The organism is Haemophilus influenzae, from assembly GCF_003494325.1.
Classification (GTDB): domain Bacteria; phylum Pseudomonadota; class Gammaproteobacteria; order Enterobacterales; family Pasteurellaceae; genus Haemophilus; species Haemophilus influenzae_I.
The window spans coordinates 22,530-45,540 of record NZ_QQIK01000007.1; the positions used below are offsets into that span (position 1 = coordinate 22,530).

Annotated in this window: 40 protein-coding genes and 1 pseudogene; 24 read left to right on the forward strand and 17 right to left on the reverse strand. The window is 39.5% G+C overall.

What is annotated here, in order from left to right; all coding sequences use genetic code 11:
- Position 1: 1 nt before the first annotated feature.
- The 14 genes from DV356_RS09395 to DV356_RS09460 all read right to left on the reverse strand — a co-directional run bounded on the left by DV356_RS09395 (position 2) and on the right by DV356_RS09460 (position 7,093).
- The gene (locus DV356_RS09395; protein ID WP_038440684.1) at positions 2–475 is read right to left on the reverse strand and encodes a DUF1441 family protein; all 474 of its coding nucleotides are present in this window, start codon (positions 473–475) and stop codon (positions 2–4) included.
- A 270-nt stretch (positions 476–745) separates the two neighbouring features.
- The gene (gene lysC / locus DV356_RS09400; protein ID WP_042602979.1) at positions 746–1,027 is read right to left on the reverse strand and encodes an Rz1-like lysis system protein LysC; all 282 of its coding nucleotides are present in this window, start codon (positions 1,025–1,027) and stop codon (positions 746–748) included.
- Positions 939–1,262 carry a DUF2570 family protein gene (locus DV356_RS09405; RefSeq protein ID WP_011272617.1) on the reverse strand — a complete coding sequence of 108 codons (324 nt, stop codon included), beginning with the start codon at positions 1,260–1,262 and terminating at the stop codon, positions 939–941. Before DV356_RS09405 ends, lysC begins: the two co-directional genes overlap by 89 nt.
- Positions 1,255–1,857: a glycoside hydrolase family 19 protein gene (locus DV356_RS09410; RefSeq protein WP_042602976.1), complete on the reverse strand. Its 603-nt coding sequence runs from the start codon at positions 1,855–1,857 to the stop codon at positions 1,255–1,257. Before DV356_RS09410 ends, DV356_RS09405 begins: the two co-directional genes overlap by 8 nt.
- Positions 1,823–2,182 carry a phage holin, lambda family gene (locus DV356_RS09415; RefSeq protein ID WP_032826240.1) on the reverse strand — a complete coding sequence of 120 codons (360 nt, stop codon included), beginning with the start codon at positions 2,180–2,182 and terminating at the stop codon, positions 1,823–1,825. Before DV356_RS09415 ends, DV356_RS09410 begins: the two co-directional genes overlap by 35 nt.
- 239 nt (positions 2,183–2,421) lie before the next feature.
- Positions 2,422–2,940, reverse strand: a complete 519-nt coding sequence (locus DV356_RS09420) for an antiterminator Q family protein (protein ID WP_005651339.1) — start codon at positions 2,938–2,940, stop codon at positions 2,422–2,424.
- Positions 2,941–3,486, reverse strand: a complete 546-nt coding sequence (locus DV356_RS09425) for a recombination protein NinG (RefSeq protein WP_042599558.1) — start codon at positions 3,484–3,486, stop codon at positions 2,941–2,943. It lies immediately after the preceding gene.
- An 88-nt stretch (positions 3,487–3,574) separates the two neighbouring features.
- Complete coding sequence (locus DV356_RS09430) at positions 3,575–3,994, reverse strand: recombination protein NinB (protein ID WP_042602974.1); 420 nt, start codon at positions 3,992–3,994, stop codon at positions 3,575–3,577.
- Between the two features lie 36 nt (positions 3,995–4,030).
- Entirely contained in the window at positions 4,031–4,255 is a 225-nt protein-coding gene (locus DV356_RS09435) for a hypothetical protein (protein WP_042602972.1), read from the reverse strand.
- Complete coding sequence (locus DV356_RS09440; protein ID WP_042602862.1) at positions 4,252–4,878, reverse strand: replication protein P; 627 nt, start codon at positions 4,876–4,878, stop codon at positions 4,252–4,254. Before DV356_RS09440 ends, DV356_RS09435 begins: the two co-directional genes overlap by 4 nt.
- Positions 4,875–5,639: a helix-turn-helix domain-containing protein gene (locus tag DV356_RS09445; RefSeq protein WP_118806879.1), complete on the reverse strand. Its 765-nt coding sequence runs from the start codon at positions 5,637–5,639 to the stop codon at positions 4,875–4,877. Before DV356_RS09445 ends, DV356_RS09440 begins: the two co-directional genes overlap by 4 nt.
- Positions 5,636–6,310 carry a phage antirepressor KilAC domain-containing protein gene (locus tag DV356_RS09450; RefSeq protein ID WP_011272606.1) on the reverse strand — a complete coding sequence of 225 codons (675 nt, stop codon included), beginning with the start codon at positions 6,308–6,310 and terminating at the stop codon, positions 5,636–5,638. Before DV356_RS09450 ends, DV356_RS09445 begins: the two co-directional genes overlap by 4 nt.
- Positions 6,311–6,358: 48 nt before the next feature.
- On the reverse strand, positions 6,359–6,799 hold the full coding sequence (locus tag DV356_RS09455) for a YmfL family putative regulatory protein (protein WP_042593366.1): 441 nt from the start codon (positions 6,797–6,799) through the stop codon (positions 6,359–6,361).
- A gap of 54 nt (positions 6,800–6,853) precedes the next feature.
- A complete protein-coding gene (locus tag DV356_RS09460) occupies positions 6,854–7,093 on the reverse strand; it encodes a helix-turn-helix domain-containing protein (RefSeq protein ID WP_005688828.1) in 240 nt (79 codons plus the stop codon).
- A 99-nt stretch (positions 7,094–7,192) separates the two neighbouring features.
- On the opposite strand from DV356_RS09460, the gene DV356_RS09465 reads away from it, so the two are divergent.
- The 3 genes from DV356_RS09465 to DV356_RS09475 are packed head-to-tail and all read left to right on the forward strand — an operon-like array spanning position 7,193 to position 9,468.
- A complete protein-coding gene (locus DV356_RS09465; protein WP_042593367.1) occupies positions 7,193–7,858 on the forward strand; it encodes a S24 family peptidase in 666 nt (221 codons plus the stop codon).
- Positions 7,859–7,918: 60 nt separating this feature from the next.
- Positions 7,919–8,656 carry a HipA family kinase gene (locus DV356_RS09470; protein ID WP_042593374.1) on the forward strand — a complete coding sequence of 246 codons (738 nt, stop codon included), beginning with the start codon at positions 7,919–7,921 and terminating at the stop codon, positions 8,654–8,656.
- Positions 8,653–9,468 carry a DUF3037 domain-containing protein gene (locus DV356_RS09475; RefSeq protein WP_042593368.1) on the forward strand — a complete coding sequence of 272 codons (816 nt, stop codon included), beginning with the start codon at positions 8,653–8,655 and terminating at the stop codon, positions 9,466–9,468. The genes DV356_RS09470 and DV356_RS09475 overlap by 4 nt, the downstream gene beginning before the upstream one ends.
- Positions 9,469–9,567: 99 nt before the next feature.
- On the opposite strand, the gene DV356_RS09875 is transcribed toward DV356_RS09475, so the two are convergent.
- Both DV356_RS09875 and DV356_RS09480 read right to left on the reverse strand, forming a co-directional pair.
- Positions 9,568–9,735, reverse strand: a complete 168-nt coding sequence (locus tag DV356_RS09875) for a hypothetical protein (protein ID WP_171964729.1) — start codon at positions 9,733–9,735, stop codon at positions 9,568–9,570.
- A gap of 360 nt (positions 9,736–10,095) precedes the next feature.
- Positions 10,096–10,266 carry a YegP family protein gene (locus DV356_RS09480; RefSeq protein ID WP_065245533.1) on the reverse strand — a complete coding sequence of 57 codons (171 nt, stop codon included), beginning with the start codon at positions 10,264–10,266 and terminating at the stop codon, positions 10,096–10,098.
- 14 nt (positions 10,267–10,280) lie between these two features.
- Here DV356_RS09480 and DV356_RS09485 point away from each other — a divergent pair, with 14 nt between their 5' ends.
- A complete protein-coding gene (locus DV356_RS09485) occupies positions 10,281–10,502 on the forward strand; it encodes a hypothetical protein (protein WP_042593369.1) in 222 nt (73 codons plus the stop codon).
- Positions 10,503–10,645: 143 nt separating this feature from the next.
- Positions 10,646–11,020: a hypothetical protein gene (locus DV356_RS09490; RefSeq protein WP_080317244.1), complete on the forward strand. Its 375-nt coding sequence runs from the start codon at positions 10,646–10,648 to the stop codon at positions 11,018–11,020.
- On the opposite strand, the gene DV356_RS09495 is transcribed toward DV356_RS09490, so the two are convergent.
- Positions 11,006–11,272 carry a hypothetical protein gene (locus DV356_RS09495; protein WP_042602857.1) on the reverse strand — a complete coding sequence of 89 codons (267 nt, stop codon included), beginning with the start codon at positions 11,270–11,272 and terminating at the stop codon, positions 11,006–11,008. The two genes, DV356_RS09490 and DV356_RS09495, sit on opposite strands and share 15 nt — an antisense overlap.
- Positions 11,273–11,451: 179 nt before the next feature.
- On the opposite strand from DV356_RS09495, the gene DV356_RS09500 reads away from it, so the two are divergent.
- The 19 genes and pseudogenes from DV356_RS09500 to DV356_RS09590 all read left to right on the forward strand — a co-directional run bounded on the left by DV356_RS09500 (position 11,452) and on the right by DV356_RS09590 (position 22,558).
- The gene (locus DV356_RS09500; protein WP_005688811.1) at positions 11,452–11,703 is read left to right on the forward strand and encodes a hypothetical protein; all 252 of its coding nucleotides are present in this window, start codon (positions 11,452–11,454) and stop codon (positions 11,701–11,703) included.
- The gene (locus DV356_RS09505; protein WP_012054990.1) at positions 11,693–12,724 is read left to right on the forward strand and encodes a P22AR C-terminal domain-containing protein; all 1,032 of its coding nucleotides are present in this window, start codon (positions 11,693–11,695) and stop codon (positions 12,722–12,724) included. Before DV356_RS09500 ends, DV356_RS09505 begins: the two co-directional genes overlap by 11 nt.
- Before the next feature lie 90 nt (positions 12,725–12,814).
- The gene (locus tag DV356_RS09510; protein WP_005651093.1) at positions 12,815–13,552 is read left to right on the forward strand and encodes a DNA-methyltransferase; all 738 of its coding nucleotides are present in this window, start codon (positions 12,815–12,817) and stop codon (positions 13,550–13,552) included.
- Between the two features lie 13 nt (positions 13,553–13,565).
- Positions 13,566–13,910, forward strand: coding sequence for a hypothetical protein (locus DV356_RS09515; RefSeq protein ID WP_005651091.1), 345 nt, complete (start codon positions 13,566–13,568; stop codon positions 13,908–13,910).
- The gene (locus DV356_RS09520) at positions 13,907–14,200 is read left to right on the forward strand and encodes a hypothetical protein (RefSeq protein WP_012054992.1); all 294 of its coding nucleotides are present in this window, start codon (positions 13,907–13,909) and stop codon (positions 14,198–14,200) included. Before DV356_RS09515 ends, DV356_RS09520 begins: the two co-directional genes overlap by 4 nt.
- 12 nt (positions 14,201–14,212) lie before the next feature.
- Positions 14,213–15,133 carry a recombinase RecT gene (locus tag DV356_RS09525; RefSeq protein ID WP_012054993.1) on the forward strand — a complete coding sequence of 307 codons (921 nt, stop codon included), beginning with the start codon at positions 14,213–14,215 and terminating at the stop codon, positions 15,131–15,133.
- Complete coding sequence (locus DV356_RS09530) at positions 15,108–15,758, forward strand: hypothetical protein (protein WP_005662051.1); 651 nt, start codon at positions 15,108–15,110, stop codon at positions 15,756–15,758. Before DV356_RS09525 ends, DV356_RS09530 begins: the two co-directional genes overlap by 26 nt.
- Positions 15,758–16,192, forward strand: coding sequence for a single-stranded DNA-binding protein (locus DV356_RS09535; RefSeq protein WP_012054994.1), 435 nt, complete (start codon positions 15,758–15,760; stop codon positions 16,190–16,192). Before DV356_RS09530 ends, DV356_RS09535 begins: the two co-directional genes overlap by 1 nt.
- 62 nt (positions 16,193–16,254) lie before the next feature.
- Positions 16,255–17,142 (forward strand): DUF7666 domain-containing protein, encoded by an 888-nt coding sequence (locus DV356_RS09540; RefSeq protein WP_118806880.1) that lies wholly within the window; start codon positions 16,255–16,257, stop codon positions 17,140–17,142.
- A 121-nt stretch (positions 17,143–17,263) separates the two neighbouring features.
- Positions 17,264–18,161 (forward strand): annotated as a pseudogene (gene rdgC, locus DV356_RS09545) (recombination-associated protein RdgC).
- On the forward strand, positions 18,158–18,403 hold the full coding sequence (locus tag DV356_RS09550) for a hypothetical protein (RefSeq protein WP_005668254.1): 246 nt from the start codon (positions 18,158–18,160) through the stop codon (positions 18,401–18,403). Before rdgC ends, DV356_RS09550 begins: the two are co-directional and overlap by 4 nt.
- A complete protein-coding gene (locus DV356_RS09555) occupies positions 18,400–18,759 on the forward strand; it encodes a hypothetical protein (RefSeq protein WP_012054997.1) in 360 nt (119 codons plus the stop codon). The genes DV356_RS09550 and DV356_RS09555 overlap by 4 nt, the downstream gene beginning before the upstream one ends.
- A 7-nt stretch (positions 18,760–18,766) precedes the next feature.
- On the forward strand, positions 18,767–20,041 hold the full coding sequence (locus DV356_RS09560; RefSeq protein WP_012054998.1) for a DNA cytosine methyltransferase: 1,275 nt from the start codon (positions 18,767–18,769) through the stop codon (positions 20,039–20,041).
- A 50-nt stretch (positions 20,042–20,091) separates the two neighbouring features.
- On the forward strand, positions 20,092–20,745 hold the full coding sequence (locus DV356_RS09565; protein ID WP_038440643.1) for a hypothetical protein: 654 nt from the start codon (positions 20,092–20,094) through the stop codon (positions 20,743–20,745).
- A 3-nt stretch (positions 20,746–20,748) separates the two neighbouring features.
- Positions 20,749–21,165, forward strand: coding sequence for a Y16D family protein (locus DV356_RS09570; protein WP_118806881.1), 417 nt, complete (start codon positions 20,749–20,751; stop codon positions 21,163–21,165).
- 79 nt (positions 21,166–21,244) lie between these two features.
- Positions 21,245–21,733, forward strand: a complete 489-nt coding sequence (locus DV356_RS09575) for a hypothetical protein (RefSeq protein WP_041174856.1) — start codon at positions 21,245–21,247, stop codon at positions 21,731–21,733.
- Entirely contained in the window at positions 21,723–21,893 is a 171-nt protein-coding gene (locus DV356_RS09970) for a hypothetical protein (RefSeq protein WP_005668267.1), read from the forward strand. Before DV356_RS09575 ends, DV356_RS09970 begins: the two co-directional genes overlap by 11 nt.
- Before the next feature lie 104 nt (positions 21,894–21,997).
- Positions 21,998–22,267, forward strand: coding sequence for a DUF551 domain-containing protein (locus DV356_RS09585; protein WP_005668271.1), 270 nt, complete (start codon positions 21,998–22,000; stop codon positions 22,265–22,267).
- Between the two features lie 3 nt (positions 22,268–22,270).
- Positions 22,271–22,558 carry a hypothetical protein gene (locus DV356_RS09590; protein WP_005668273.1) on the forward strand — a complete coding sequence of 96 codons (288 nt, stop codon included), beginning with the start codon at positions 22,271–22,273 and terminating at the stop codon, positions 22,556–22,558.
- Positions 22,559–23,011 lie beyond the last annotated feature (453 nt).

Here is a 23,011-nt window from a genome sequence, read left to right on the forward strand (position 1 = left end):
ACTACTCCTCTGATTTATTATCGCTAGCCTGTATATGTAATGACATTTGCGATTTAACGTCATCAATCACCTGTATTACACGAGTTAATTGTGCTGGAGTTAACGCACAATCACGCTCTAAAATATCTGGCAATGTATCAAGTGATTGCACAACAGCTTTAGCCAAAAATCCCATCTCTTGAGCAACTTCAAAGGATGGTACCAGTTCGCCAGTATCTCGCTCGTATTTAAGTCTTTCGTTTTCCGCTTGCCAAAATGCTCGTCTCTCAACAGGTGACAAGCTATCAACATCCGCCGTCATTTTTTCGGCAAGCCCGATTTTGATTAAATCAGATAGTGCATAGAGCTTTAATTTGGAATTACTGCCAATAGCTGGCGTTAGTCCTGCAAGCCTTTGTGACACGGTTTGCCGATGCATTCCGACCAGTTCGGCGATCTGATTTATATTGAGTTTTAAGTCGTATAAATTATCCATAGCCGAGACCGTTAAAATGCCCAAAAAAGGGAAAAGATGATGATGACTAGAAACCTAAAAAACTGTCGAAAACCGCGAGCCCGAAACCCCGTGGAAAGGGGTATCCCCTCAGGAGTACCTTTTGCCGTCACGATTCTTTATAAAAATCACTCGATATATTTTTGTTTTATCCATAAAACATAGCTTAGGACTACCATCGAGCTATCATCAGATAGTCAAGGTCAGTCCTAATGTATGTGTCTGTATATGCCAATAAAAAAAGACCGCACTTTAATTGGCGGTCTTGGTTTGGTTAATCCACTTATTAAGATGATCTACTTGGCTTGCGCACTTATCTCGCTCTGCGGTTACCTTAACTAACTGTATGACTACATCGCCGTATGTTTCCCCAGTAAATGCTGTTTTGACACAAGGTGCAGTATAGGCTTGAGGCGGATAAATATATTCTGGTTTAGTCGTGATTTTATTCGTGCAAGCGGTCAAGAACAGACTGAGGCAAACGAGTGTGAGCACAAGGTTGAGTCTTAATGATTGTTTTAACTGATTCAGCATTTTCTGTTGCTATCCTTTCTATTTCATTATTACGCTCTTGTTGCTCAATAATGGCATAACGCTCTTGTTGTAACGCAAGACTTAATGATTTGTTAGCATCTTCTTGTTGCTGGATAGTATTTTCTTGTTGTTTTGTCGTTATTTCCAACTCATCTATAACGCTAGATTGGTAACGCAATGCACCAATCAAAACCACGACAACACCCGCTAACGCCATGTAAATGTACTTAGTCATTATCCGTTACCATTAATGCTCGATAGAGCTTGCAACGCTCATCAATGCCATTTAGTCCACCATTAATTCTTCGCGTAACTTTTTCCACAGAATTAAGCTCAGCCAACTCATAGCATTTCCAATACCACACTGCAGTTTTAACAGATAAATCTAAATTCCCTGCCACATCATCTGGCTCAATATCTCTACCTAACCATTTTCTAAACGCGGCATAATTATCCTTACCTGTGATCTGAATCAGTCCACGACCACGATACTTCCAACCATCTCCACTTTTCTCATCGCCATTACCTAGACGATTAGCATAAACACGATTGGCAATAAGTTCAGGTTTGCGCTCATATTTCTTCGCTATAAGAGGGTCTGGGAAATATTTACGGAAAGTTTTAGAAAGCCCAAGCCAAGAATAATTTAAATTTTCTTTAAATCTTGTAAATCCGCCACTTTCATGTCCACATTGAGCCAAAAACATCGCTTGCTGCATCTTAGTTACACAACCTGCTTTTTCTATCTGTGCTGAAATAGCTTGATAAACACCTTTAACTGCGTGCGGAAAAATTTTATTGAATGTCACTTCGGAAATCATCATTGTCATCTTTATCAATTCTCCGATTAATGAATTTAAATAAAAACTCACGAATTTTCTCCGTACCAACAAAACCAATCATCGTACCGAGAAAAGAAGAATATTCAGTATGCCCAAATAAATGTGTACAAATTGGCACCGCAACACCCGCAATAGAGGCACACATAGCCGCATCAATTAAGACATAACGAATAGTCGGCTTTTTACGCATAAACCCAAATCTTAAAAGAGAAATAAATAACGCCCAAAAAGCACTCTGTGCTGAGCTAGAACTAAGATTTGTTTGCAACCAAGACCATATTAACGCCCACACATCAGGCTCTTTAATTGGCATATATTTTCTCCCGCCTGTTTTTAGGCAATAAAAAAGCCCACGTATTAACGTGAGCTTGTGATAGATGGCCTTACCCCGTGCGATTTCTCGCGCAATAAAGTCTAACAAGGCAAGGAGCTATTACTGTAAACAAAAAGCCCCGACCGTTTCCGATCAGGGCTGTAAAAATCAATTTAGGTGTTCACTACTTATACTGCGACCACCATACATCTAAATAGTATGACACTTTGCCAAATATGTCAATATGTAATTTTGATTTTTTTGATATTTGTTGCACGTTCCCTGCTAGTTCTCTGAATAATAAAGCAAGTTATAAGCAGTTCGTGAATTATTGCTTTTGCAAAGTGTATCTCTTTTTCGACTTCACGATAGATTGTCCTAAAACTTGGCACTCTTACGTTAGATTTACCTGCACAAGGTCTCATTTCCTTAGCTTTGGATTTGCCGTGTAGGTGTTCTGCTATAAAATTGATTGTTCTTTTGTTTACATAATAAGCAAACACAATAAAGTGTAAGATTTGGTCATTTTTCTTAAAAAACATTTCAATGGTTTGACTAATCATAAACCCAGTTTCATCATCGCAAATTGGTTCATTTGGCTCTGCAGGAATGACTGATTGCATTAGTTTTGCAATAATATTTAATTGCGGTTTATCAAGCCTACCGCTGCGCACCCAAGCACCCCATTGATACATATAACGGTCAACAAATTCTTCTTGTTCAATCGTTAGTTCTGATAATTCGCTAAATTTACGCATTTATTCCTCTAGCTCTTTAATTTTTGTCTTGTAATACTTAATAATCGCCTTGCAATCTTCAATGGTGTATTTTTTCGGTTCGTGGTCTTGCCGTTCTAACCAAGCTACCTTATCCGCACCGATTTTATTGACGAGATTTATTCGATATTCGATGATATTTCCGCTCTTATGGTCATTACAGGGGGCGCATTGTTTATGTACGTTGAGCTCACAAAATCTTAATTCAGGACACGCCCCCACACTCCGATAATGCCCTGCGTGGTATTGCCCTTGATGATACCGACCGCAACTGATACAGGGTTCATTTTTATCTCGCAGACGGATAAATTTATTAAAGACCGATTGCGCCTCTTTCAGCCATTCTGAACGACTTTTTAATTTAGCCTTACGCTCCCTTTGTCTTTTCTTTTCTGCTCGTTCTTGCGCTTTTTGCACATTATCTCGAGCTAATTTAATCGCACATTCAGGCGAGCAAACTTTCTGTGTCGAACTAAAGGTTTTTACAAACGCTTTGCCGCAGACTTTGCATTTATACTCTTTCGCCATTAGCCAAACACCATATTAAACATTACCCAAACTGCCGCAATCAAAAGTACAATTTTTAACTCCAAAATCTCATCATCGTTTAAGCGTTTCATTCAAATCTCCATCTATCGTTAAATCTCACGCCATTTTGCACGCCCCATGATTGAATATATTCGATAAGGCTCGCTAGTCTTTTTACGCCCATTTGCGCAGTGCTTTCTCGTAGATTAATTACTTCCCCCTCAAGCCCGATTACCATTTCAGCCTGTCCACCTGTTGCAATTTTGTGAGCCGATACCATAATCATCTTCCAAGTGTCGATGTCTCGCTTTTTACCGTTAAATTCGCACTGTTTGCTAATATCGCTTAGTAGTGCGTGAAGTTTTGAGTTCTGCTCAAGTGAGCGTGTTATAGGTTGGATTTTTACGACCAACGGCTTTTTATCGTCCGTTGGCAATTCCTTGATTAAATCTAAGCAATTATTTTTAATGCGTTGATCACGTAAAAAGAAAGGTTTGTATTGGCTCATAACATCATTCCCAACGCTTAAATAACATCGCAATATTCATTCTTTGTACTCCACGCCTAAATCTTCCAACCCAAAATAACCACAAGATTTTGTTCGATTTACTGCGCTGTATTGACTTACCTGCGGAAACGGTATCGGCTCAATTAAGTGACCGTTACAGCGAAAACGATCCTCATCCCATTCGCTGCTCGATATAAAATAATCTGGCGTATAAAAATCCTCTAATTCCGCACCGCACTTTGGGCATTTGTAGCTTGTCATTGCAATGCTCCTTTCCCTTTCATCATTGCCATCAAGCTATCTCGCGCTTTATCAGCCTTCGCTTTATCGTAAAAACTTGGCTTTGCTGGAATCATCTTCGGAATATCCTCAAAAGGAAAATTCGACCGCACTTTTTCCGCCGCTTCTGTGAGTAATTTCGGAATAGTTTTCAACGTGTCCTCTTCCGATTTTTTCTTGCACTTTTCGTACAGATTTTTAAGCAACCAAAATTCCATTTTTGAACGATATTGAAATTCATCCCGATTGAATCGGGCATAGCCTAAGAAAGTGTTATAACGTTGGTATAATTCCGCTTCATTCGGTAAGCCCAATACGTGGTAGTCCAGAACTTTGCATGCTTGAATAAATTCACCTACACTTGGCAAATACCCATTTGGCTTAGCACGCATTTCCGCCATACCTCGTTTAACTTGTGTTATTTTTGTAATTCCATTTTCAGCAAAGCCTAAAATCCACTGACGTTTTACTACCTGCAATCGCTCTAGAGTGAGGTTGAGCAACTGAGGGCAACTAGCGCAAAGTTGGTCGAACAACGTATCAATAAATTTCTCCACTTGTGGTGATACACCTTGATGTAATGATTGATTAGTTAATTGGTTCACAGTACATTCTCCCAGTCTTCAGGACGATTCCACGGCAACGCATTTTTTTCTTCAAAACTCATTTTTTGCGCTTGGGATGTTCGCAGTTTCTCATCACGCCAATCCCATGATGCGTTAAATCCCTGCCAGTTTCGTTCAATGCAAATTTCCACCGCTTCACAAATCGAAATCCCAGCCTTGTCCGCCTGTTTTTGCAGACGGTTGAGTTGCGTTTGATTAATTACGCCCTTTTTGGCTTTGCGGTGTGCGATAAAATCTTTCGCCAGTTGTCCTGTTATGCCAAACTGCTCAAGCAACATTTCGGATTCGCTTTTTTGCGTAGTTTTTTTAGGTTCATTGACTGGTTCTAAAGAGTGACTGGTTATGGGTGAAATATTTTCACTACCCCCTAGTGCAAAATTTTCACTACCTAGTGAAATATTTTCACTACCCAGTGCAAAATTTTCACTACCTAGTGAAATATTTTCACTACCCAGTGCAAAATTTTCACTACCTTGTTCAAGGTGTAAAAAGTATAAATTTGAGATGGAACCATCTTTATTTTTACGTTCTTTTTTGCTTACTAATCCCATTTTGATTAAATATTCAATGTGATTGATTGCACTACGTCGGGTCATCTCGCATTTATCGGCAATGTATTGATAACTTGGGAAACAAATTCCATCATCATTGGCATTATCAGCCAGTTTTAAAAGCACAAGTTTTCTAGCAGGATTACCAACCTTACAATTCATTGCTTGAACCATTAATCGCATACTCATAACATCAACTCCGAAGCATAACGTGACGCAATAAATTCAATGCCTTTGCTTGTTACACGTGTCTGTGTGTAATTGTGACCGTGTTCAGCGGTACCTGTTTTAACCGTAAAAAGATCTTTGGTGCGTGCCGATTGATAAGGCAAAAGCACGCCAGATTGACGATACAAATATTTATCTTCCACCAAGCGATTGACTAATGCACGCTCAGGCATTTTTAAAATCTTCGCCGTCTCACGAAATGATTTACTCGTCCCTACTTCCACATAGTGATCAACAAAAGCGACTTTAGGCGCATTACGCTCTTTTTCTGCTTGTAACTGAGCGGCTAACATCAACGCCTCAGAAAAAGATTGCGGAATAAGTGCGGTTGGTTTTTGTTGATTTTCCAACGCTTGCCAGCGATCGACAATTGCCGCAGTAAATTCAGGACAATTCTGAGCAACAACAATTAAACTATCTCGTTTGGTTAGATGGTACTCATAATAAGTCTGACCGTTCTGTGGATGGGTGTAAGCCATTGGCTGATACCCCCAAATCACCTCTTTTGCGATAAGTCTTTCGATTGAACGACACAGATCGCTGTGGTTTTTATTGATTAATTCCGCAATTTCACGACTACTCATCGTCAAAGTGCTTGTGTTTTCTTTCGAAATCGTTAATAATTGATTCATCTGTATATTCCTTAATGAATTAGCCACGAAATCTCCTCGTGGCTTTTTTTATTTCTTGTGTAACACAATCGCACATTCAATCGAATGTTGCGTCGCTGCCAAATGTTTACTCAATGCTTGACGTATTTTGTCTTCTTCTTTCGAAGTGATTTCGCCGTCTTCTAACGCTGTTTCTAATGCAGCAAATAACAAGCCTCGTGCGGAAAGCTCGTGCAGTTGTAAATTAGCAAGCTCAACCTTGTCTAATTCATTCTCTGCTACATCAGGTACAAAACGCCCACCAGCCAAACGGCATAGTTCATCAATAAATTGCGTGCAGCCATATTCTTGCTGAATCGCAATTAATTCTTCATTTTTGAATCGCTGACCCTTTGTTTGATAAAGACGATTGTTCAATTCGCTTTCAGTAAAACCTAAAAATCCTGCAACCGCACTTTTGCCGCCAGGTATCTTCTCAATCATTTCCATAATGACTTTCTTCATTGCCATAATTTTTGCCTTGTTTTTATGGTTTTCTTTTCTGTTGGTGTTGGTAAATTACAGTCATGCGATAATCGCAGAGCCTGACTTAATAGGTTTGCTAAAGTGTCGAATTTCTTCCGCAGAGACAGAACCGCCCAAGGCTTGAGATAGAATCTCGGAATATCTGGTTTCACCTGTATATTCAGTTCTTGGTAGAGAATTTGATGTGCGCCATTTGTAAACAGCTCGAACAGAAAGCCCACATAAATCTGCCACTTTAGCTGCACCCAAAGAGTCAATAATATGTTTTAAATTTCCCATATATAATCTCTTTAAATGAACTTTAAGTACATCTTAAATCAGAACTGAAAGTACTTCAAGTTTTATTTATAATTGAACCGTTAGTTCAAAGGTGAAAAAATGATTACTGAAGAAAAAATTAAACAGGACTTTGCTGCACGGCTAGACATTGCGTGCAAAAGAAAGAACTTGCCAGAAAAAGGCAGGGGAAAAGTTATTGCAGATATACTGAAAATTACGCCAAAAGCCGTGAGTAAATGGTTCAATGCGGAGACATTGCCAACTCAAGCAAATATTTATGTATTAGCTGATTTTTTGGGTGTAACAAAAGAATGGCTGACTTATGGCGATAAGAATGCCTCTATTGAGAAAATCGAAAAGCAAATATCCTACCCTTTGCTAAGCCCAATCCAAGCAGGACTATGGACAGATATTAAATCGCTTGAAGGGTTTGACGGTTACGAGATGATCCCAAGCACAGTCATAGCCTCTGAAAACTCCTTTTATTTACGAATTGAAGGGAAATCTATGCTCCCCCGATTCAACGAGGGCGATCTGGTTTTAATCGATCCTGATATTGTGCCAACGCCAGGAAAATTTGTGGCGGCAATCAATGGCGACAACGAGGCGACATTTAAACAATACAAAGAACTTGGTATAAGAACACCAGAAGGCATACCGCACTTTGAGCTTGTTCCGCTTAATCCAATGTTCCCAACATTAAGCTCACTCGACCAAGAAATCCGCATTATTGGTGTGGCAAGGGAACGTGTAGAAACGTTATAACACAGAGCTGCAAGATAGGTTTGGATTGTGAAGGCAGAGGAAGTGTTATTGGATAAGAGAATGGATAAAATCATAGTTATTAGAGAAAGAATGGAAATGGGGGTAACCCGACCCTTTATCTGTCAAACAGATAAAGGGAATTGGTTTATCGTAAAAACATTGTCTATGATGCCAATCGGTCAGTTATTAGCGGAAGTCATAGGCTCAAAACTGGCTCATGAAATAGGGCTCCCCTGTCCAAGTATTGATTTTGTTGAAGTAAGTCACGAATCAACCCAATACGTTTCCTCAGAGTGGCGGCAAGACTTGCCTAACGGAATAGCGTTCGCATCATCATTTGTGGTAAATGCCAAAATTGCCAAAACCGTTCAAGTCAAAAATCCTGCATTTTTATCGGAGCCGGAACAAAAATTGCTCTACATGTTTGATCGTTGGATTTTAAATTCAGACAGAACCTCATCACAAGTCGGCACAGGAAATATTAATCTGCTGTTTGACGAACAACAGCAAAAAATTTTAGTGATAGATCATAATCTTGCCTTTGACGAAAGAGCTGATTTTTCTGAACATATCTTTTCACAAAAGAACAGAGAGTGGCGACTTGACTGGGTAGATAAACAAACTTTTATGGACAAAGCCGTTGACATACTCAAAAATTTTGACGATATTTATCAATCCATTCCTGATGATTGGTTTGTGGAAGATGAGGTATTTCATAAAATTGATCAACAAATTAACCGAATAAAAGCACTTTTAAACCGAATAACACAAGAAAATTACTGGGACAACATAGAATGAAACAACCTATTTTATACAGCTTCGTGCGGTATCGTCCGTATTTTGAAACAGGCGAATTCGTCAATGTTGGCTTATTGATGTGCGAGCCTGAAAAGAAAAAACTCACTTATCAACTTGTACCTAAAAATAACAAGCGTGTGAATGATTTTTTCTATAAAAGCAAAATGTTTGAAACTGTCCGCGAGACTATTAATGATGAATTACAATATATCGTTAGTCAGCCATTTAACGGAAGTGCGCAGGATATGGCAACCTTCTTTCACCATTACATTGATGTGAAAGAAGGTATTGTTCAATATAGCAATGCAGCGGTAGGAATGGTGGATGATCCGCAAGGTTATTTTAACAAGCTATATACGCAATTCATCCAAAATGCTGGAGTAAAACCAGAAAACCAAGAACAAGCGATTTTGAAACATTACAAAACCTTGTTTAGACAAGAAAACGACAGTGTTCTTGCACAATACAAACAATATATGGTGAATGGTGATTTTGCTAAATTTGCCCTTCCTTTGGCATTGAAAAACCAACAAGATAAACATATTTTAAAAGCGGTAAAACCTCTTGCATTCGATCAGGTTGAAAGCCCGAGCATGATTGAACATTGTGACAGCTGGGTAGCGAAAATTAATCGCGCAGAGCAAGAAGGATTTATTAAAAGAGAGAATATTTTATTTGCTCTTGATACACCAAACACAGCGCATAAAGCTAATATTCTCGACACAATTAAGCGAACATTTGATCACTTCAAATTACAACACATTAGCTGGGATGAAGATAAACAAATTATTAATTTCGCTAAAGCCATTTAACCGTTAAACCACGCACTGACGCTACTTGATTCGATGTTACCGACATCAATGTCGGAGACATATCAATCACAATAAACCGCCTAACTGGCGGTTTATTTATTACTTATTAAACGCTGCAATCAACTCCTCCAGCACAATCCTCTCCTGCTCATTAGCGCGCACAATCCTCAACTCTTCATCTACGCGCGACACTATCTCATTAATCCCTAAGCTATTAATCCCTTCGCAATTCAGAGAGATTAGCCATTTTTTAAACTCTTTTTTCATAATTGCCCTCCTTATCGGCAGTGGCATAATAAACCAACCTCAATTTAAACCAACTATCGCTACCAAAATTTGCGATCAGCATCGCAAAAATCTTAAAAACACACCACAAAACACAAACTTTGCTTTTCAATCGATTAAAAAATAAGCAATCAAACACTATTTCAAAAAATTTATTTCTTTAGAAATCAACCTAATATAAACAAAAAGTACATTTTATTAAAAACATGTACTTTTTGTTCTTGACTATAATGAACCATAAGTACATAATAACCACATCAAAACGAGATACACATAACCAATATCTCAACGCTCTTTAAAAATTGTGATGAAAAAAAAGCCCCGATAAACAGGGCTAGGTTACTAAGATTCATAAATTGGTGTATTGCGATTAGTGTCCATAACAAGATGAATGCAATTTATGCAGTTCTGTTTGGTTGTATAACCTTCACTAACGGCAATGATTTCGTGATTAGCGGCTTTTAGTCGCCAATACCACTGATTATTTACACCTTTAAATATTTGAAAATACATATAGGTAATTCCTTATGCAAGATGAAATGAAACGCTATGCGATTTCTTATAACTTTAAAGGTTCCAAATGGGCTGCAGAAATTTATGCTCACTCCTTTGAAGAAGCAAAAGAAAAAGTCAAAGCAATGTCCCAAGCAACCGTAGATGGCGTAATCCATCATTCTATTTATATTCCGGTTAAGGAAAAATCATGGCTTGCAAGGTTAATTGTTAGTATAGTCAAAAAATTCACTTAAGTAAGTGATAATCATCACAATTTTAGACAATTTGGATAAAAACACACTCGTGAAATGCCATTTGTGAAAATCGCCAGTTGCAGATTAAAAGCCCTGCACCAATGAGTGTGAGATATTGCGGTAATGAGAAACGAAGCCAGTCGGTGGGAAAAGCTAAACGCAATATCACATTTCAAAACACATTTGCTAGTACAGAGACACAACGGCATGTGAAACCGTTGCGAATGATAGATGAAGTGTGTTTTGAAATGGTAACAATAAAACAAACGAGGTTAAAAATGGAAGAAAAACGCTATTCAGAGGCTGGCAGTGTTACCAGCAACACCATAACTGAAATTCAAAAAGAACATATTCGCGCTTGTATTTTGAAAGCGATTGAAAACGGTGCTTATCATCCTGGCTTAGAGGAGCGAGCATGCCAAGCAATTTCTTATATAAATCGATTTAGTGACGCCCAAACAAAAGAAGAGCTAATTGATAATAAAACTGGTGAAGTTTACGTGTTAGTTAGACCATAGGTTGCTAACTTTATTTAACGCTCTCATAGTTGCAAAGTCATTATTTGAGCAATCAAATACGCCAAGACGATCATCATTATCTATAAATTGAAGCAAATAATCCCGACATTGCTCTGCCGTATGTGTTCTTGAACGAATATACCAGACCGATTCAAATAGCTTCGCATAAGTTCCGTAGGATTTAATTGCATCAATTAATGTTTTGTAGTTGCGTTGATTTCTTAAATCATAAGTAATAATGAGGTTTGCCATAACTTAATCCTTAGTGTGTTGTGAGAGATTAAAGTATATTCCTTAGTGTTGTGAGAGACAATAAGGGCTTGAGCCTTACAAGTATAAAGAAAGGCACCATATTCTAGACAAAATTAGCATAGACTGATTGCACTACTCCACTGACCGCTCGAAAGGGCGGTTTTTTAAGGGTATTTAAAATGAAAAATAAAATCACAGACTTAAACAATCATTTATTTTCCCAGTTAGAAAAACTGCTTGATGAAGACTTAACCGATGAAGAACTTAATCGAGAAATTAAACGCGCCAATGCCGTATCAGGCATTGCGGCAAATATTATCGCAAGCAATGCGATTTCGCTTAAAGCAATGACATTGTTTGAAAATCGTCAAATTGAAAGAGAATCCCCTGATTTTCTAAGAATATCTAAGGCGCAAGGCGATGACCTCTAATGCGGAACGATTTAAATTCACCGATGAACATATTGCGTTTATTCGCTTACATTGGGATAAAAAGCCATCTGATCTAATTAAATTGTTTCAGCAACAGTTTGATTTATTAATAAATCGTAATGTTTTCTATAAATTAAAAAAGAAACACAATATTCCAAGCCTTAAGCATGCTAATCGTTACAGCAAAGAAGAACTTGCGTTCATTAAAGCGAATTGCACGTTAAATGAAAGAATCTTGGCTCAAAAAATGGAAGTTTATTTCAATAAACCATTTAATCCACACGCGTTAAAGGTTTTGCGCGTGAAGAGACAATGGCTAACCGGACGAAGCGGTCGATTTGAGAAAGGTGAAAATTTAAAACCGATTGGCTTTGAGCGATATTGTAAAAATGCAAAATGTTGGTTAATAAAAGCAAGCATTAAACGTTATGAACGGAAATCGCATTATCTCTGGCGCAAAGCCGGTAGAAAAATTCCGCGTGGACATATTATTGATTACAAAGACGGCAATTCAAGAAATTGCACCCTTGAAAATCTCGAATTAATTTCACGTGTTGAAATGGCTTGGCGAAAGAAATTACAGTATCACCAACTCAATGATGAAATTAAACCCACCTTTTCCGCCTTTGTAAAACTCAAAGAAGGCATAAATCAACGTAAAAAAGAGAAAGATATGGAAGAAAATCAATCCCCCAATATTGCCACGCAGGAACCGACAACATTTACGTTTGAATTTACCGAACACGAATTGCAAACAATGGCGTGGGCGTGGTTTGCTTTATTGCGTGGCACGGAACTTTGCCAAGTGCTTCACCCCGCACTAAAACAAATTGGTTCGCACTACGCTGCTTCCGTTTATGACATAGCTTACGAATATCGCAGTACTCTCCGTCACGCCCATAACGTATTGACACGCATTACAGAGCAATTTGAATGCGAGCAAGGAAATAACTGGCGCGTATTAAAATATCTTCGCGCCTACGATCCTAAAAAAACGGGTTTTCAATTAGAAATTCTATAAAACAGCAAAAAATCCGACCGCACTTTTGAAAAATCGTGTGGCGGATTATTACACCCAAAATTCAACAAATCGACTAAAAAGGAAACAAAAATGAAAACCGAATTATTCAACGATCACTTCCAAAACTACAAACGCTACCACATCCCAAAAGCGCAGCTAGTCATCGCCGACATTCCCTACAATCTCGGTAATAATGCTTACGCTTCAAACCCTGAATGGTATGTAAACGGCGATAACAAAAACGGCGAAAGCGACAAAGCCAATAGTAGTTTTTTTGATACAGATAAAGATTTCCGCATTGCCGAATTTATGCATTTTTGTTCAAAAATGCTCATCAAAGAACCGAAAGAACGCGGCAAAGCCCCTTGTATGATTGTGTTCTGCGCTTTCCAGCAAATCTCAATGGTGATTGATTACGCCAAGCAGCACGGCTTTAAAAATCACATCCCTTTGGTGTTTATTAAATCATCATCACCACAGGTGCTCAAAGCGAATATGAAAGTCGTCGGCGCAACAGAATATGCCTTGATTTTATACCGCGATAAACTGCCGAAATTTAACAACAACGGCAAAATGATTAAAAACTGGTTCGAATGGGAAAAGGACAACCGCAAGGAAATCCCTAAACTGCACCCGACACAAAAGCCCATTGCCGTGTTAAAACGCCTCATCGAAATCTTTACCGATGAGGGCGATGTAGTGATTGATCCAGTTGCTGGCAGTGCATCCACGCTACGCGCCGCACGAGAGCTTAACCGCCCGTCCTATGGCTTTGAAATCAAAAAAGACAGCTGCAAAATCGCAAAAGAAAAAATGCTTAATATCTAACAAGGAGCCCCAAATGAAACACTCGAAAACCCCATTACGCCAAGAAAAACAAAGCTTCACGCACTTTATGAAAGGCAGTGAAAAATGGCTAAACAGAATCTGCTATTTTCTCGCCGCCTTGATTATTGCCATGATTGTGGGTGGGATTAGCCTACACGCCAATGCCCACCCCACCGATTGGCACGATAACGAATTAAGCCAACAAATCCAACAAGAAACCCGATGTGAACTGAAAGGGGGCATATATGAAAACGGTGTATGTTTACCGCCTAATCTTACACTGGCAGCAGAAAAAGAACTGCAGGATTACACCGCACAAAAACAAGCAGAAATTAACCGCACTTGGAGTAAACAATGAAACCTTACGCTGATCACTACGCTCAACTTGATGCGGCTCACCAACGTAAAGTGGATTGGCAAGCAGGCTATGAAATCGCTTTAGATGAAGTCGCTACTGAAATCGACAATGATTTAAAACAAGGCGATCAAACGCATTATCACGAACTCACGGAAATGTTGTGCGATAACGATAATTTCTGGCTCGCTATTGGTAGCGGTGCAAGTTATGAGCCTTATAGACAAGAGGCGATTAAGAAAATCGCAGAGCGTGAATTAAACGACAGAATGAATGATTATGACCCAGATTAATGGAGGGGCGAGATGACAAACCAAGTCCAACATCAACAAAATAAACAGCCACCTGCACTTAAAACATTTTTTGAAAGTGCGAATGTGCAAAATAAGATTAAGGAACTTGTTGGCAAAAATGCGGCAACCTTTGCAACAAGTGTTATGCAAATTGCCAATAGCAATGCAATGCTTAAAACAGCAGACCCAATGAGCATTTTTAACGCCGCTTGTATGGCAGCGACATTGAATTTGCCACTACAAAATGGCTTAGGCTTTGCCTACATCGTCCCTTTCAGAAACAACAAGGAAAAGAAAACCGAAGCGCAATTCCAAATTGGCTATAAAGGCTTTATCCAACTGGCACAACGTAGCGGGCAATTTAAACGCTTAGTCGCATTGCCTGTGTACAAAAAGCAACTTATCAAAAAAGATTTCATCAATGGTTTTGAGTTCGACTGGGAGCAAGAGCCTGAACAAAACGAAAATCCAATCGGCTATTACGCCTATTTTAAACTGGTAAACGATTTTTCGGCTGAACTCTATATGAGTCACGATGACATCGTCAAACACGCTCAACGCTACAGTCAAACATTTAAAAAAGGCTATGGCGTATGGCACGATAACTTCGAGGCAATGGCATTAAAAACCGTAACTAAGTTATTGCTATCAAAACAAGCTCCACTCTCTGTTGAAATGCAACAAGCCGTATTAGCCGACCAAGCCGTTGTGAAAGATGTAGAAAATCAAGAGTTCAACTACACCGACAATATTCAAGAAGCGGAATTTTTAGCGGTTGTTGATGAAGCCACATTCGAACAATGCAAACAAAGCATTACCAATGGCGAAACCACCCTGCAAGAACTTTGTGATAGCGGGGCTTATGAGTTTAGCCAAGAGCAGATTGCGGAGTTGGAGGCAATTGAGAATGGAAATGTACCAACTCAAAGCTAAATGCTCTGGCTTGGCTGATTTAATGGTAAAGCCTAAAAGCGGTAATGGAATATCTGCTACAGCAAAAAGTGCGGTGAGAAAGATAGTGAAATTTGATTTATTCGGTTATCGAGATTTTGAGGGGAATAAATACACCGAGAAAGGTATCGCACTAGAAGAACAAGCCATTAAGTTAAGCGGTCGTAAGCGTGGATTACCTCTTAAAAAGAACACGGAAAGGCGTGAAAACGATTGGATTACAGGCGAGTGCGATATTTATGTGCCAAGCCGAAGATTAATCATAGACACTAAATGTTCTTGGGATATTGGCTCACACCCTTTTTTTGCTGATGAGGCAGAAGAAAAAGCCAAAAAAGCGGGGTATGACGCACAAATGCAAGGCTATATGTGGTTATGGGATTGTGATGAGGCGCAAATTGATTTTGTCCTCCTGCCTACCCCTTATGACCAATTATCAAGCTATGACGACCCAAACAGATACATTGACTTGGTTGAGCAAATCCCCCAAGAAAAACGTATCACGACGGTCACAATTAAACGTGATGAGAAAGTCATTGAGAAAATCAAAGAGCGGGTAGAAATTGCTCAAGAATATTATCAACAACTTATACAGGAGATGCGCTAATGGCACGTAATACCAACACCGTGATATTAGTCGGTCATTTAGGCAGTGACCCAGAAATCCGCCAATTCCAAAATGGCGGGCAAATTGCCACATTTAATCTTGCTATCGGCGATGATTACCGAGATAAACAAGGTAATACAGTTAAACGTACGCATTGGATACCTATTGTGGTGCATGGCAATTCTGCTGATGTAGCAAGACAATATCTGCAAAAAGGCTCAAAAATCTGCGTAACAGGAAAACTAGTACAGGAAAGCTGGCAAGACCAAAACGGCAATAATCGCACCGCACTTAAAGTAGCGACACAATCGTTTGAAATGCTAGATACGAAGTCAGGCGATGAAACACAACAGCCGAGCAAAAGCAAAGAAAAACCCGACCCATTAAGCGCAGCGGCAGAACAAGATGGGCTTGATGACGATATTCCGTTTTGAACTACATGATAAGTCACTAACCAATAGTGGCTTTTTTATTATCTAAATTTGAGAGACCAAAAATGACTGAAGAAAACAAAGAAATTATTGCTTATAAAGGGTTTAACCAAGACTGGACTTGTCGAGGTTATCAGTATGAGATAGGCAAAACGTATGAGCATAAAGGTGATGTTAAGGCTTGTAAGAGTGGATTTCACGCCTGCGAATATCCGCTTGATGTGCTTAGCTATTACAGTCCAGCGGTAAGTAAATTTGCTGTAGTTAAAATGAGTGGCGAAACATCAAAAGATAGTGATGATACAAAAATTGCATCTGCAAAAATCACGATCGAAACCGAAATTAACTTACCGGAAATGGTAAAAAAAGCCGTTGAATGGATAAAAGGTAAAGTTGATTGGGATGCAGCCGAGAAATCCAATACAGGCAATGGGTCGGTAGCAACTAATACAGGCTATCAGTCGGTAGCAACTAATACTGGCGATCTGTCGGTAGCAACTAATACTGGCGATCTGTCGGCAGCGACTAATACAGGCTATCAGTCGGTAGCAACTAATACTGGCGATCTGTCGGCAGCGACTAATACTGGCGATCGGTCGGTAGCAACTAATACTGGTAGTTGGTCGGTAGCAACTAATACTGGCGATCTGTCGGCAGCGACTAATACAGGCTATCAGTCGGTAGCAACTAATACTGGCGATCTGTCGGCAGCGACTAATACTGGCGATCTGTCGGCAGTGGAAGTATCTGGCAAGCAATCTATAGCTGTTGCGCTTGGTTGGCAATCTAAAGCTAAGGCGAGTATCGATGGTGCAATTGTCTGCGTGTATCGCAATCATGAGGGCGAGCTAATCCATATCAAAGCATCAAAAGTCGGTGAAAATAACATCAAAGCTGATACTTGGTACACACTAGATGAGATAGGTAAGTTTGTTGAGGTTAAAGATGACTAAAACTATATAGGAAACCTATCTATGGTGGTGATGGTGAGGAAATCGGCTATTACCTTTGAAGATGATGCTTAAAATCTGCCGCTATTAATTAGCGGCTTTTTATTTATGAGGAATAATAAAAATGTACTGGTTCAAAAATGCAATTATTTACCAATTAACAAAAAAAAATAGACTTTGAGAATATCGAAAAACAACTCAAAGAATGTGAATTTACTCCGTGTGGTTCGGCAGATGTTAGCCATTTCGGCTGGTCTGCTCCGCTCGCCACCAGCGAAAACTTAGCTCATCAAGCGGATGGAAGAATATTACTTGTAGCCAAACGTGAAGAGAAAATTTTGCCTGTGGAAGTTGTGAATCGTGAACTCAATAAACGAATCACTGCGCTAGAAGAAAAAGAACAGCGAAAATTAAAGAAAGTAGAACGATTATCCCTAAAAGATGATGTGATAGCCACCCTACTTCCGCAGGCATTTTCTCGAATCAAAACGACCGCACTTTACATCGACACAATGAAACAACTTATCTTTGTTGATGCTGCATCAAGTAAAACAGCCGAAGATGCACTTGCACTTTTGCGTAAATCGCTTGGTAGCTTGCCAGTAGTACCGTTGGCGTTTAACTGTGCGCCGTGTGAAGTAATGACAAGATGGGTTACAGATACTGCACCTGATTGGCTAATCTTGCGTAAGGAAGTGGAAATCCGCGAAAAAGAAGATCTTGGCGTTATTCACTGCAAGCAAAAAGATGTTGAAGACGAGGAAATTATTGAGCTTGTTCAAAATGGCTTGATCTCTAAACTCGCGCTTGAGTGGGAAAACAACCTTAAATTCGTATTAATCGAAGATGGCACGCTGAAACGCCTGAAATTTGACGACAATATCACCGAGCAGAACGATGATATTGTAAAAGAAGATGTAACTGCTCGTTTTGATGTAGACTTTGTCTTAATGGCGAGCGTGCTTGGTAAAACAGTGGATAGCCTAATAAAAGAATTTGGCGGGATTAGGGATAGATTATGAGATTACTTAAACGGCTAGCTGAAAAAGTCCTGATAGACGATCTTAGACGATTGGATAAACATATTGATAAATCTATCGAACTCCATGAATTGAAGCTACGAAAATTGGGTGAATTAATTAAAAGTCTGGAAGCTGAGAACAATCAACTAAAACGAGAAAATGCGACGCTTGAAACTGAGCTTAGAGCAATAAAACAAGAACGTATTTTTAGTAAACGTAAAAAGAAAAGCAAACGAAAATGAATGAAATTAACATCAAACTCCCCTTACATAAATTCCAAAATTTAATGATTAGTCACGTCCGATACAGCTTGCCACGACATACTTATATCGTTAGCGAAACTATTCACGATGTTAAAACCTACTGGAGCGTGTTAAGCAGTAATACTCGAGAGGTAATTACTCGCGATATTAATGAGCATCTGAAACGCTGGGCAAGCGACCGAAATAACGCATTCCACAAACTTGACTACGATTCGTGGGAGGAACTATTTGACTGGATAAATGAAAACCGCAGTAGCCCATCAACAACAGCTACAACAGCAAAACCGATTGTGCCTGTGTTGCCTGTGATTAATCCAAAACAGAGGAAAAAATAACCGCACTATGTTTACCTACGGTTCAATCTGTTCAGGGATTGAAGCAGTAAGTGTGGCATGGAAAGGCTTAGGTAAGCCACTTTGGTTTAGTGAAATTGAACCTTTTCCTTGTGCCGTGCTTACTTATCATTATCCCAACATCCCAAATCTTGGGGATATGACCACCTTACCCGAAAAAATCTTAAACCGTGAAATTCCTGCGCCTGATGTGCTTGTTGGTGGTACACCTTGTCAAGCATTTTCGATAGCTGGACTGCGAAACTCGCTAGATGACGAACGAGGAAATCTCACTTTAATGTTGATACACATATTAGAGGCTATTGACTATGTTAGATACCAAGACGGTAAACAGCCATGCATTTTGCTGTGGGAAAACGTACCAGGTGTCCTATCCACCAAGGACAACGCATTCGGACACTTTCTGGCTGGATTGGCTCAAGAACGTGAGCCATTACAACCGGCAGGGGCAAGATGGGCAAACTCTGGTTATGTGCATTCAGCCCGCACTATCGCGTGGCGAATCCTCGATGCTCAATACTTCGGAGTTGCCCAACGACGCCGTCGGGTGTTTGTTGTGGCAAGTGCTAGACCGCGAAGTGTCGCCCAGATACTCATTGAGCGCAAAAGCTTGTGCGGGGATATTGAGACGGGCAAAAGCGCGGAAAAAAACATTACCGCCTACACTGAAAGTAGCTTTGGAACGTATATCCGATCCACAGTGGGGGGGGTAGTAACTGCTAGTGGTGGTGCGCTTGGTGGCGGGTCGGAAATTCTTGTAGTACACGGCACGCAAGATCCGATAATATCATCCACCACCGCGCATTGCTTAGGTCGTAACGGCGGGCGAGAAAATATCTTATTTGATATTGCTCACCGCTCCGACGTAGTACGCATACAAGATGATGATACTACGCCGACACTAACGGCGCGCATGGGGACTGGCGGTAATAATATCCCTTGCATTGCTCTTGCTGGTAACACTATCGGCAGACAACCGCATAACGGCGGAAATGGCAATGGATTTGATGACAGCGGAGTAAGTTACACATTAACAACTACAGATATTCACGGTGTTTTTAATGGCTTAACAGTCCGCAAACTTACACCTTCAGAATGCGAAAAACTACAGGGCTTTCCGCCAGGTTACACGCAAATCCCATATCGCAATAAACTTGCGAATGATTGCCCTGACAGTCCGCGCTATAAAGCTATCGGCAATAGTATGGCTGTACCGGTTATTAAGTGGATCGGGGAAAGAATGATTAATTATTTAAACAAATAAATCCAATAGGCGTTCCAAGTGAGTGCCTTTTGTTTTAATGGAGATAGAAAATGAAAGAATTTAACTTAGATGCAGCTTTAAATGGCGAGCCTGTTAAATTACGTAATGGTTTGAAAGCTATAGTTTATTACCGCATTCCTGATGAATTTTCATATCCGGGCGGATCCACTGAAATTTATCCATTGCTAGGCATTATTTTTAATAAAGATGGTACTATCAAGGGCGCATCGGAAAACTGGAAAGATTGCGGTGCTTACTGTTCATGTCAAGGTGGTCTTGATATTGTCGGAATGTGGGAAGAACATAAACTAACCTCAGAACAAGTGTTGGAAAAGGCTTACAAGGAGAATTTTCTAGTGCTATGTGATGGTAATCCTGATTTACCTCTAAAAGTTATCGCCAAAACTAAAAACGGCGAGTTTGTGATGCAGCCGGAAGATGGCATCATCCAACCATGGCTCGCTAATCTGACCATGGAATGGTTCTTTGTAAAAAAACTTGATCCAAAATTCGACACAAGCACTTTACCTAAGCCGTTTAAACCACATATTGGCGATGAGTTTTTCTATTTAAGCGATGGAGTGATTAGATATTTTTCGTTTTATGCAGATTGTGCAGCTAACTTGATGATAAATGGTCAATGTTTCCGCACAAAAGAAGATGCTCAAAAATGGCTTGATTTTATGAAGAGTATGATGGAGTAAGTGATGGATATTATTAATTTAATCAAACAACAAACGCCTGAAGAAAGACAAACATTATTCAATGAATTTATTAAACTCTTAAACCAAAAAAGAGAATATGTAGATATTCCTGAAAGAATTGTATGCTCTGCTTGCCAAGTGTTTGTAGATGAAAGAGATGGTACAAATGAAGATGGCGGTGAGATTATCCATGAAGTATATGGTTTAAGACACTATGACCCATTCATGCGTAAGCAGATTAAAGAATTAGAAAAACAATACAAGTATGCTCTTTTAGATTGGGAACAAGGGTTTCTAACTAATAAAGGTCGTTTTGTTGGGCGCATAGAGGCGATGGAAATTGCCAAAGAGCAAGGGCAAGTTATACGGTTATCAGGCTCACCTAACGCTGATATTTTATTTTCAGAAGATTTATATTAGGAGCAAGCATGAAAGGATTCACAGAATGGCTTAAATGTTCTGAGCGGTTGTCAGGGATGAGAATGAGATTGGGGAAGATATGAAAGTGCTAGACGAACATATCCTTGAGTATATCTGGGATGAAACATTAGACCGCATCGCACAACACACCTTGGTAACGTATATCGGTGGCAGTGTTGGCACGTATAGCGATGATCATGCAGAGAAAAGAGCAGAAGACTTTGCAATATTAGGTGTAAGCCAACTTATTGCAGGCTCCGGATTAAGTGGAAGTCAATTTAGACGACGGGTAAAAAAACTTATGGCACAAGGTGTTTTGTTACAACGCGTTGGGCCAAATAGCTTTGTGATTAACTCAGAGGTGGTTAAAAACGTAGCGGTACAAGCCGCACGATGTTGGCGTTCAATCGGCGTGCCGTATGGTATGGACGACACCGGGAGAGCCTGTAAAACATTGCCTATTAACGCTCTGCCGAGAAGCATTTTTGAGTTAAAAACAAATTGTTATCGGATTTTGAGATCTGAATATCCAAGTTACAAAGGAAAAGGAGTAGGAAATGAGCAATGAAATAACCCAAAAAGTCCGCATAACAATCGAAGTTGAAATGGACGACTACCAACGTGATCAACTTAAAATATCAAAAAATACGCAAGTGTTAGGCGGAAATATCGTGCTATTAGACTGGGAAGGTGGTGTGTTTGACGAAGTTGATGGGTATTGCATTTGACAATATGAAAGATGAGACCTTTATAGGTGAATTGCAACTGGCGATTAAACGGGTAGTTACGCCAATTATTAAAGCAAAACGCAAAGCAATTTTGGAGGGGAAAAATGAGTGAAAATAATGGCTGGATTAATTGTGCAAACGAACTACCAGAACCATTTTCTACCGACTTAGAGTATCGTAATGCAACTAACAAACACCTAATTTATTTTACTGAGGATGGTGATCATTGGGCTGTTGGTCTTGGCTGGTATTTATATGACGATAAGTCGGATTGTGAAGGTTGTTTAATTCCGTATTGGGAATCGGATGAAAACCCTGGCGAGGAAGTGGAGGTTATTTATTGGCAACCGCTACCACAACCACCGGAGGAATAAATTATGGCTAAATATTTATATCGTTACGCATTGGAAAGTAACAATCCTACAAACAATGATGATGGAAATACATGGGAAGATGAAAGTAGGTGTTTTGATAATGTCGCTTTACATATCGCGAAAGAAAACGCTTATTCCTGGGATATGTTTGAAGAACCGGAACGCGAAGTTATGTATGTATGGAGAGATGGTGATTTTGAGAACAGACTGCGTTTTTTAGCTAAATTTGAAGTTATTCAACGGCTTGATGTGATAGAGCTAGAGGAAGACGACGACCCGAACGATTTTTAAAACCCATTTACAACCCATTAAATCGCCCTATCCTCTTTACAAAAAGATGAATAAGTTAGATGAAGTGGGCTAACTAAAATAAACCGTTATAACCGCCCATAAGGGCGGTTTTTATTGGAGGAAATATGGAATCTACGACAAGAAAATTACATAATTTGAAAACTGTTTCTGCTTTATTAGATATGAGCGCACCAACAATTTACAGAAGGATAAAAAACGACCCCAATTTTCCAAAGCCTCATCTAGTCGGTGGGAATAACTTTTGGACTGATGCACAAATAAATGATTACATTGAAAGAATTGAATCAGGCTGCTATTCATCTTAACAGCCCATTAATGCTTTCCCATCAGATGCCTCTTCTACAAAATTCCCCCACCACTGCATATATTCGATCCGTTGTGGCATATACTTTGCTTTATTGTATGTGCCACGAACGGAAGAATATTCAAAAT

Coding starts and splice junctions, on each gene's coding strand:
- lysC (WP_042602979.1), bottom strand. CDS start 1,027: ATGCTGAATCAGTTAAAACAATCATTAAGACTCAACCTTGTGCTCACA.
- DV356_RS09590 (WP_005668273.1), top strand. CDS start 22,271: ATGGCTAAATATTTATATCGTTACGCATTGGAAAGTAACAATCCTACA.
- DV356_RS09430 (WP_042602974.1), bottom strand. CDS start 3,994: ATGAGCCAATACAAACCTTTCTTTTTACGTGATCAACGCATTAAAAAT.
- DV356_RS09425 (WP_042599558.1), bottom strand. CDS start 3,486: ATGGCGAAAGAGTATAAATGCAAAGTCTGCGGCAAAGCGTTTGTAAAA.
- DV356_RS09560 (WP_012054998.1), top strand. CDS start 18,767: ATGTTTACCTACGGTTCAATCTGTTCAGGGATTGAAGCAGTAAGTGTG.
- DV356_RS09505 (WP_012054990.1), top strand. CDS start 11,693: ATGACCTCTAATGCGGAACGATTTAAATTCACCGATGAACATATTGCG.
- DV356_RS09435 (WP_042602972.1), bottom strand. CDS start 4,255: ATGACAAGCTACAAATGCCCAAAGTGCGGTGCGGAATTAGAGGATTTT.
- DV356_RS09460 (WP_005688828.1), bottom strand. CDS start 7,093: ATGGGAAATTTAAAACATATTATTGACTCTTTGGGTGCAGCTAAAGTG.
- DV356_RS09875 (WP_171964729.1), bottom strand. CDS start 9,735: ATGAAAAAAGAGTTTAAAAAATGGCTAATCTCTCTGAATTGCGAAGGG.
- DV356_RS09585 (WP_005668271.1), top strand. CDS start 21,998: ATGAGTGAAAATAATGGCTGGATTAATTGTGCAAACGAACTACCAGAA.
- DV356_RS09415 (WP_032826240.1), bottom strand. CDS start 2,182: ATGCCAATTAAAGAGCCTGATGTGTGGGCGTTAATATGGTCTTGGTTG.
- DV356_RS09565 (WP_038440643.1), top strand. CDS start 20,092: ATGAAAGAATTTAACTTAGATGCAGCTTTAAATGGCGAGCCTGTTAAA.
- DV356_RS09445 (WP_118806879.1), bottom strand. CDS start 5,639: ATGAGTATGCGATTAATGGTTCAAGCAATGAATTGTAAGGTTGGTAAT.
- DV356_RS09455 (WP_042593366.1), bottom strand. CDS start 6,799: ATGGCAATGAAGAAAGTCATTATGGAAATGATTGAGAAGATACCTGGC.
- DV356_RS09520 (WP_012054992.1), top strand. CDS start 13,907: ATGAAACCTTACGCTGATCACTACGCTCAACTTGATGCGGCTCACCAA.
- DV356_RS09525 (WP_012054993.1), top strand. CDS start 14,213: ATGACAAACCAAGTCCAACATCAACAAAATAAACAGCCACCTGCACTT.
- DV356_RS09470 (WP_042593374.1), top strand. CDS start 7,919: ATGGATAAAATCATAGTTATTAGAGAAAGAATGGAAATGGGGGTAACC.
- DV356_RS09530 (WP_005662051.1), top strand. CDS start 15,108: ATGGAAATGTACCAACTCAAAGCTAAATGCTCTGGCTTGGCTGATTTA.
- DV356_RS09535 (WP_012054994.1), top strand. CDS start 15,758: ATGGCACGTAATACCAACACCGTGATATTAGTCGGTCATTTAGGCAGT.
- DV356_RS09485 (WP_042593369.1), top strand. CDS start 10,281: ATGCAAGATGAAATGAAACGCTATGCGATTTCTTATAACTTTAAAGGT.
- DV356_RS09515 (WP_005651091.1), top strand. CDS start 13,566: ATGAAACACTCGAAAACCCCATTACGCCAAGAAAAACAAAGCTTCACG.
- DV356_RS09450 (WP_011272606.1), bottom strand. CDS start 6,310: ATGAATCAATTATTAACGATTTCGAAAGAAAACACAAGCACTTTGACG.
- DV356_RS09475 (WP_042593368.1), top strand. CDS start 8,653: ATGAAACAACCTATTTTATACAGCTTCGTGCGGTATCGTCCGTATTTT.
- DV356_RS09555 (WP_012054997.1), top strand. CDS start 18,400: ATGAATGAAATTAACATCAAACTCCCCTTACATAAATTCCAAAATTTA.
- DV356_RS09495 (WP_042602857.1), bottom strand. CDS start 11,272: ATGGCAAACCTCATTATTACTTATGATTTAAGAAATCAACGCAACTAC.
- DV356_RS09480 (WP_065245533.1), bottom strand. CDS start 10,266: ATGTATTTTCAAATATTTAAAGGTGTAAATAATCAGTGGTATTGGCGA.
- DV356_RS09405 (WP_011272617.1), bottom strand. CDS start 1,262: ATGACTAAGTACATTTACATGGCGTTAGCGGGTGTTGTCGTGGTTTTG.
- DV356_RS09510 (WP_005651093.1), top strand. CDS start 12,815: ATGAAAACCGAATTATTCAACGATCACTTCCAAAACTACAAACGCTAC.
- DV356_RS09550 (WP_005668254.1), top strand. CDS start 18,158: ATGAGATTACTTAAACGGCTAGCTGAAAAAGTCCTGATAGACGATCTT.
- DV356_RS09500 (WP_005688811.1), top strand. CDS start 11,452: ATGAAAAATAAAATCACAGACTTAAACAATCATTTATTTTCCCAGTTA.
- DV356_RS09570 (WP_118806881.1), top strand. CDS start 20,749: ATGGATATTATTAATTTAATCAAACAACAAACGCCTGAAGAAAGACAA.
- DV356_RS09970 (WP_005668267.1), top strand. CDS start 21,723: ATGAGCAATGAAATAACCCAAAAAGTCCGCATAACAATCGAAGTTGAA.
- DV356_RS09540 (WP_118806880.1), top strand. CDS start 16,255: ATGACTGAAGAAAACAAAGAAATTATTGCTTATAAAGGGTTTAACCAA.
- DV356_RS09575 (WP_041174856.1), top strand. CDS start 21,245: ATGAAAGTGCTAGACGAACATATCCTTGAGTATATCTGGGATGAAACA.
- DV356_RS09465 (WP_042593367.1), top strand. CDS start 7,193: ATGATTACTGAAGAAAAAATTAAACAGGACTTTGCTGCACGGCTAGAC.
- DV356_RS09420 (WP_005651339.1), bottom strand. CDS start 2,940: ATGCGTAAATTTAGCGAATTATCAGAACTAACGATTGAACAAGAAGAA.
- DV356_RS09410 (WP_042602976.1), bottom strand. CDS start 1,857: ATGACAATGATGATTTCCGAAGTGACATTCAATAAAATTTTTCCGCAC.
- DV356_RS09395 (WP_038440684.1), bottom strand. CDS start 475: ATGGATAATTTATACGACTTAAAACTCAATATAAATCAGATCGCCGAA.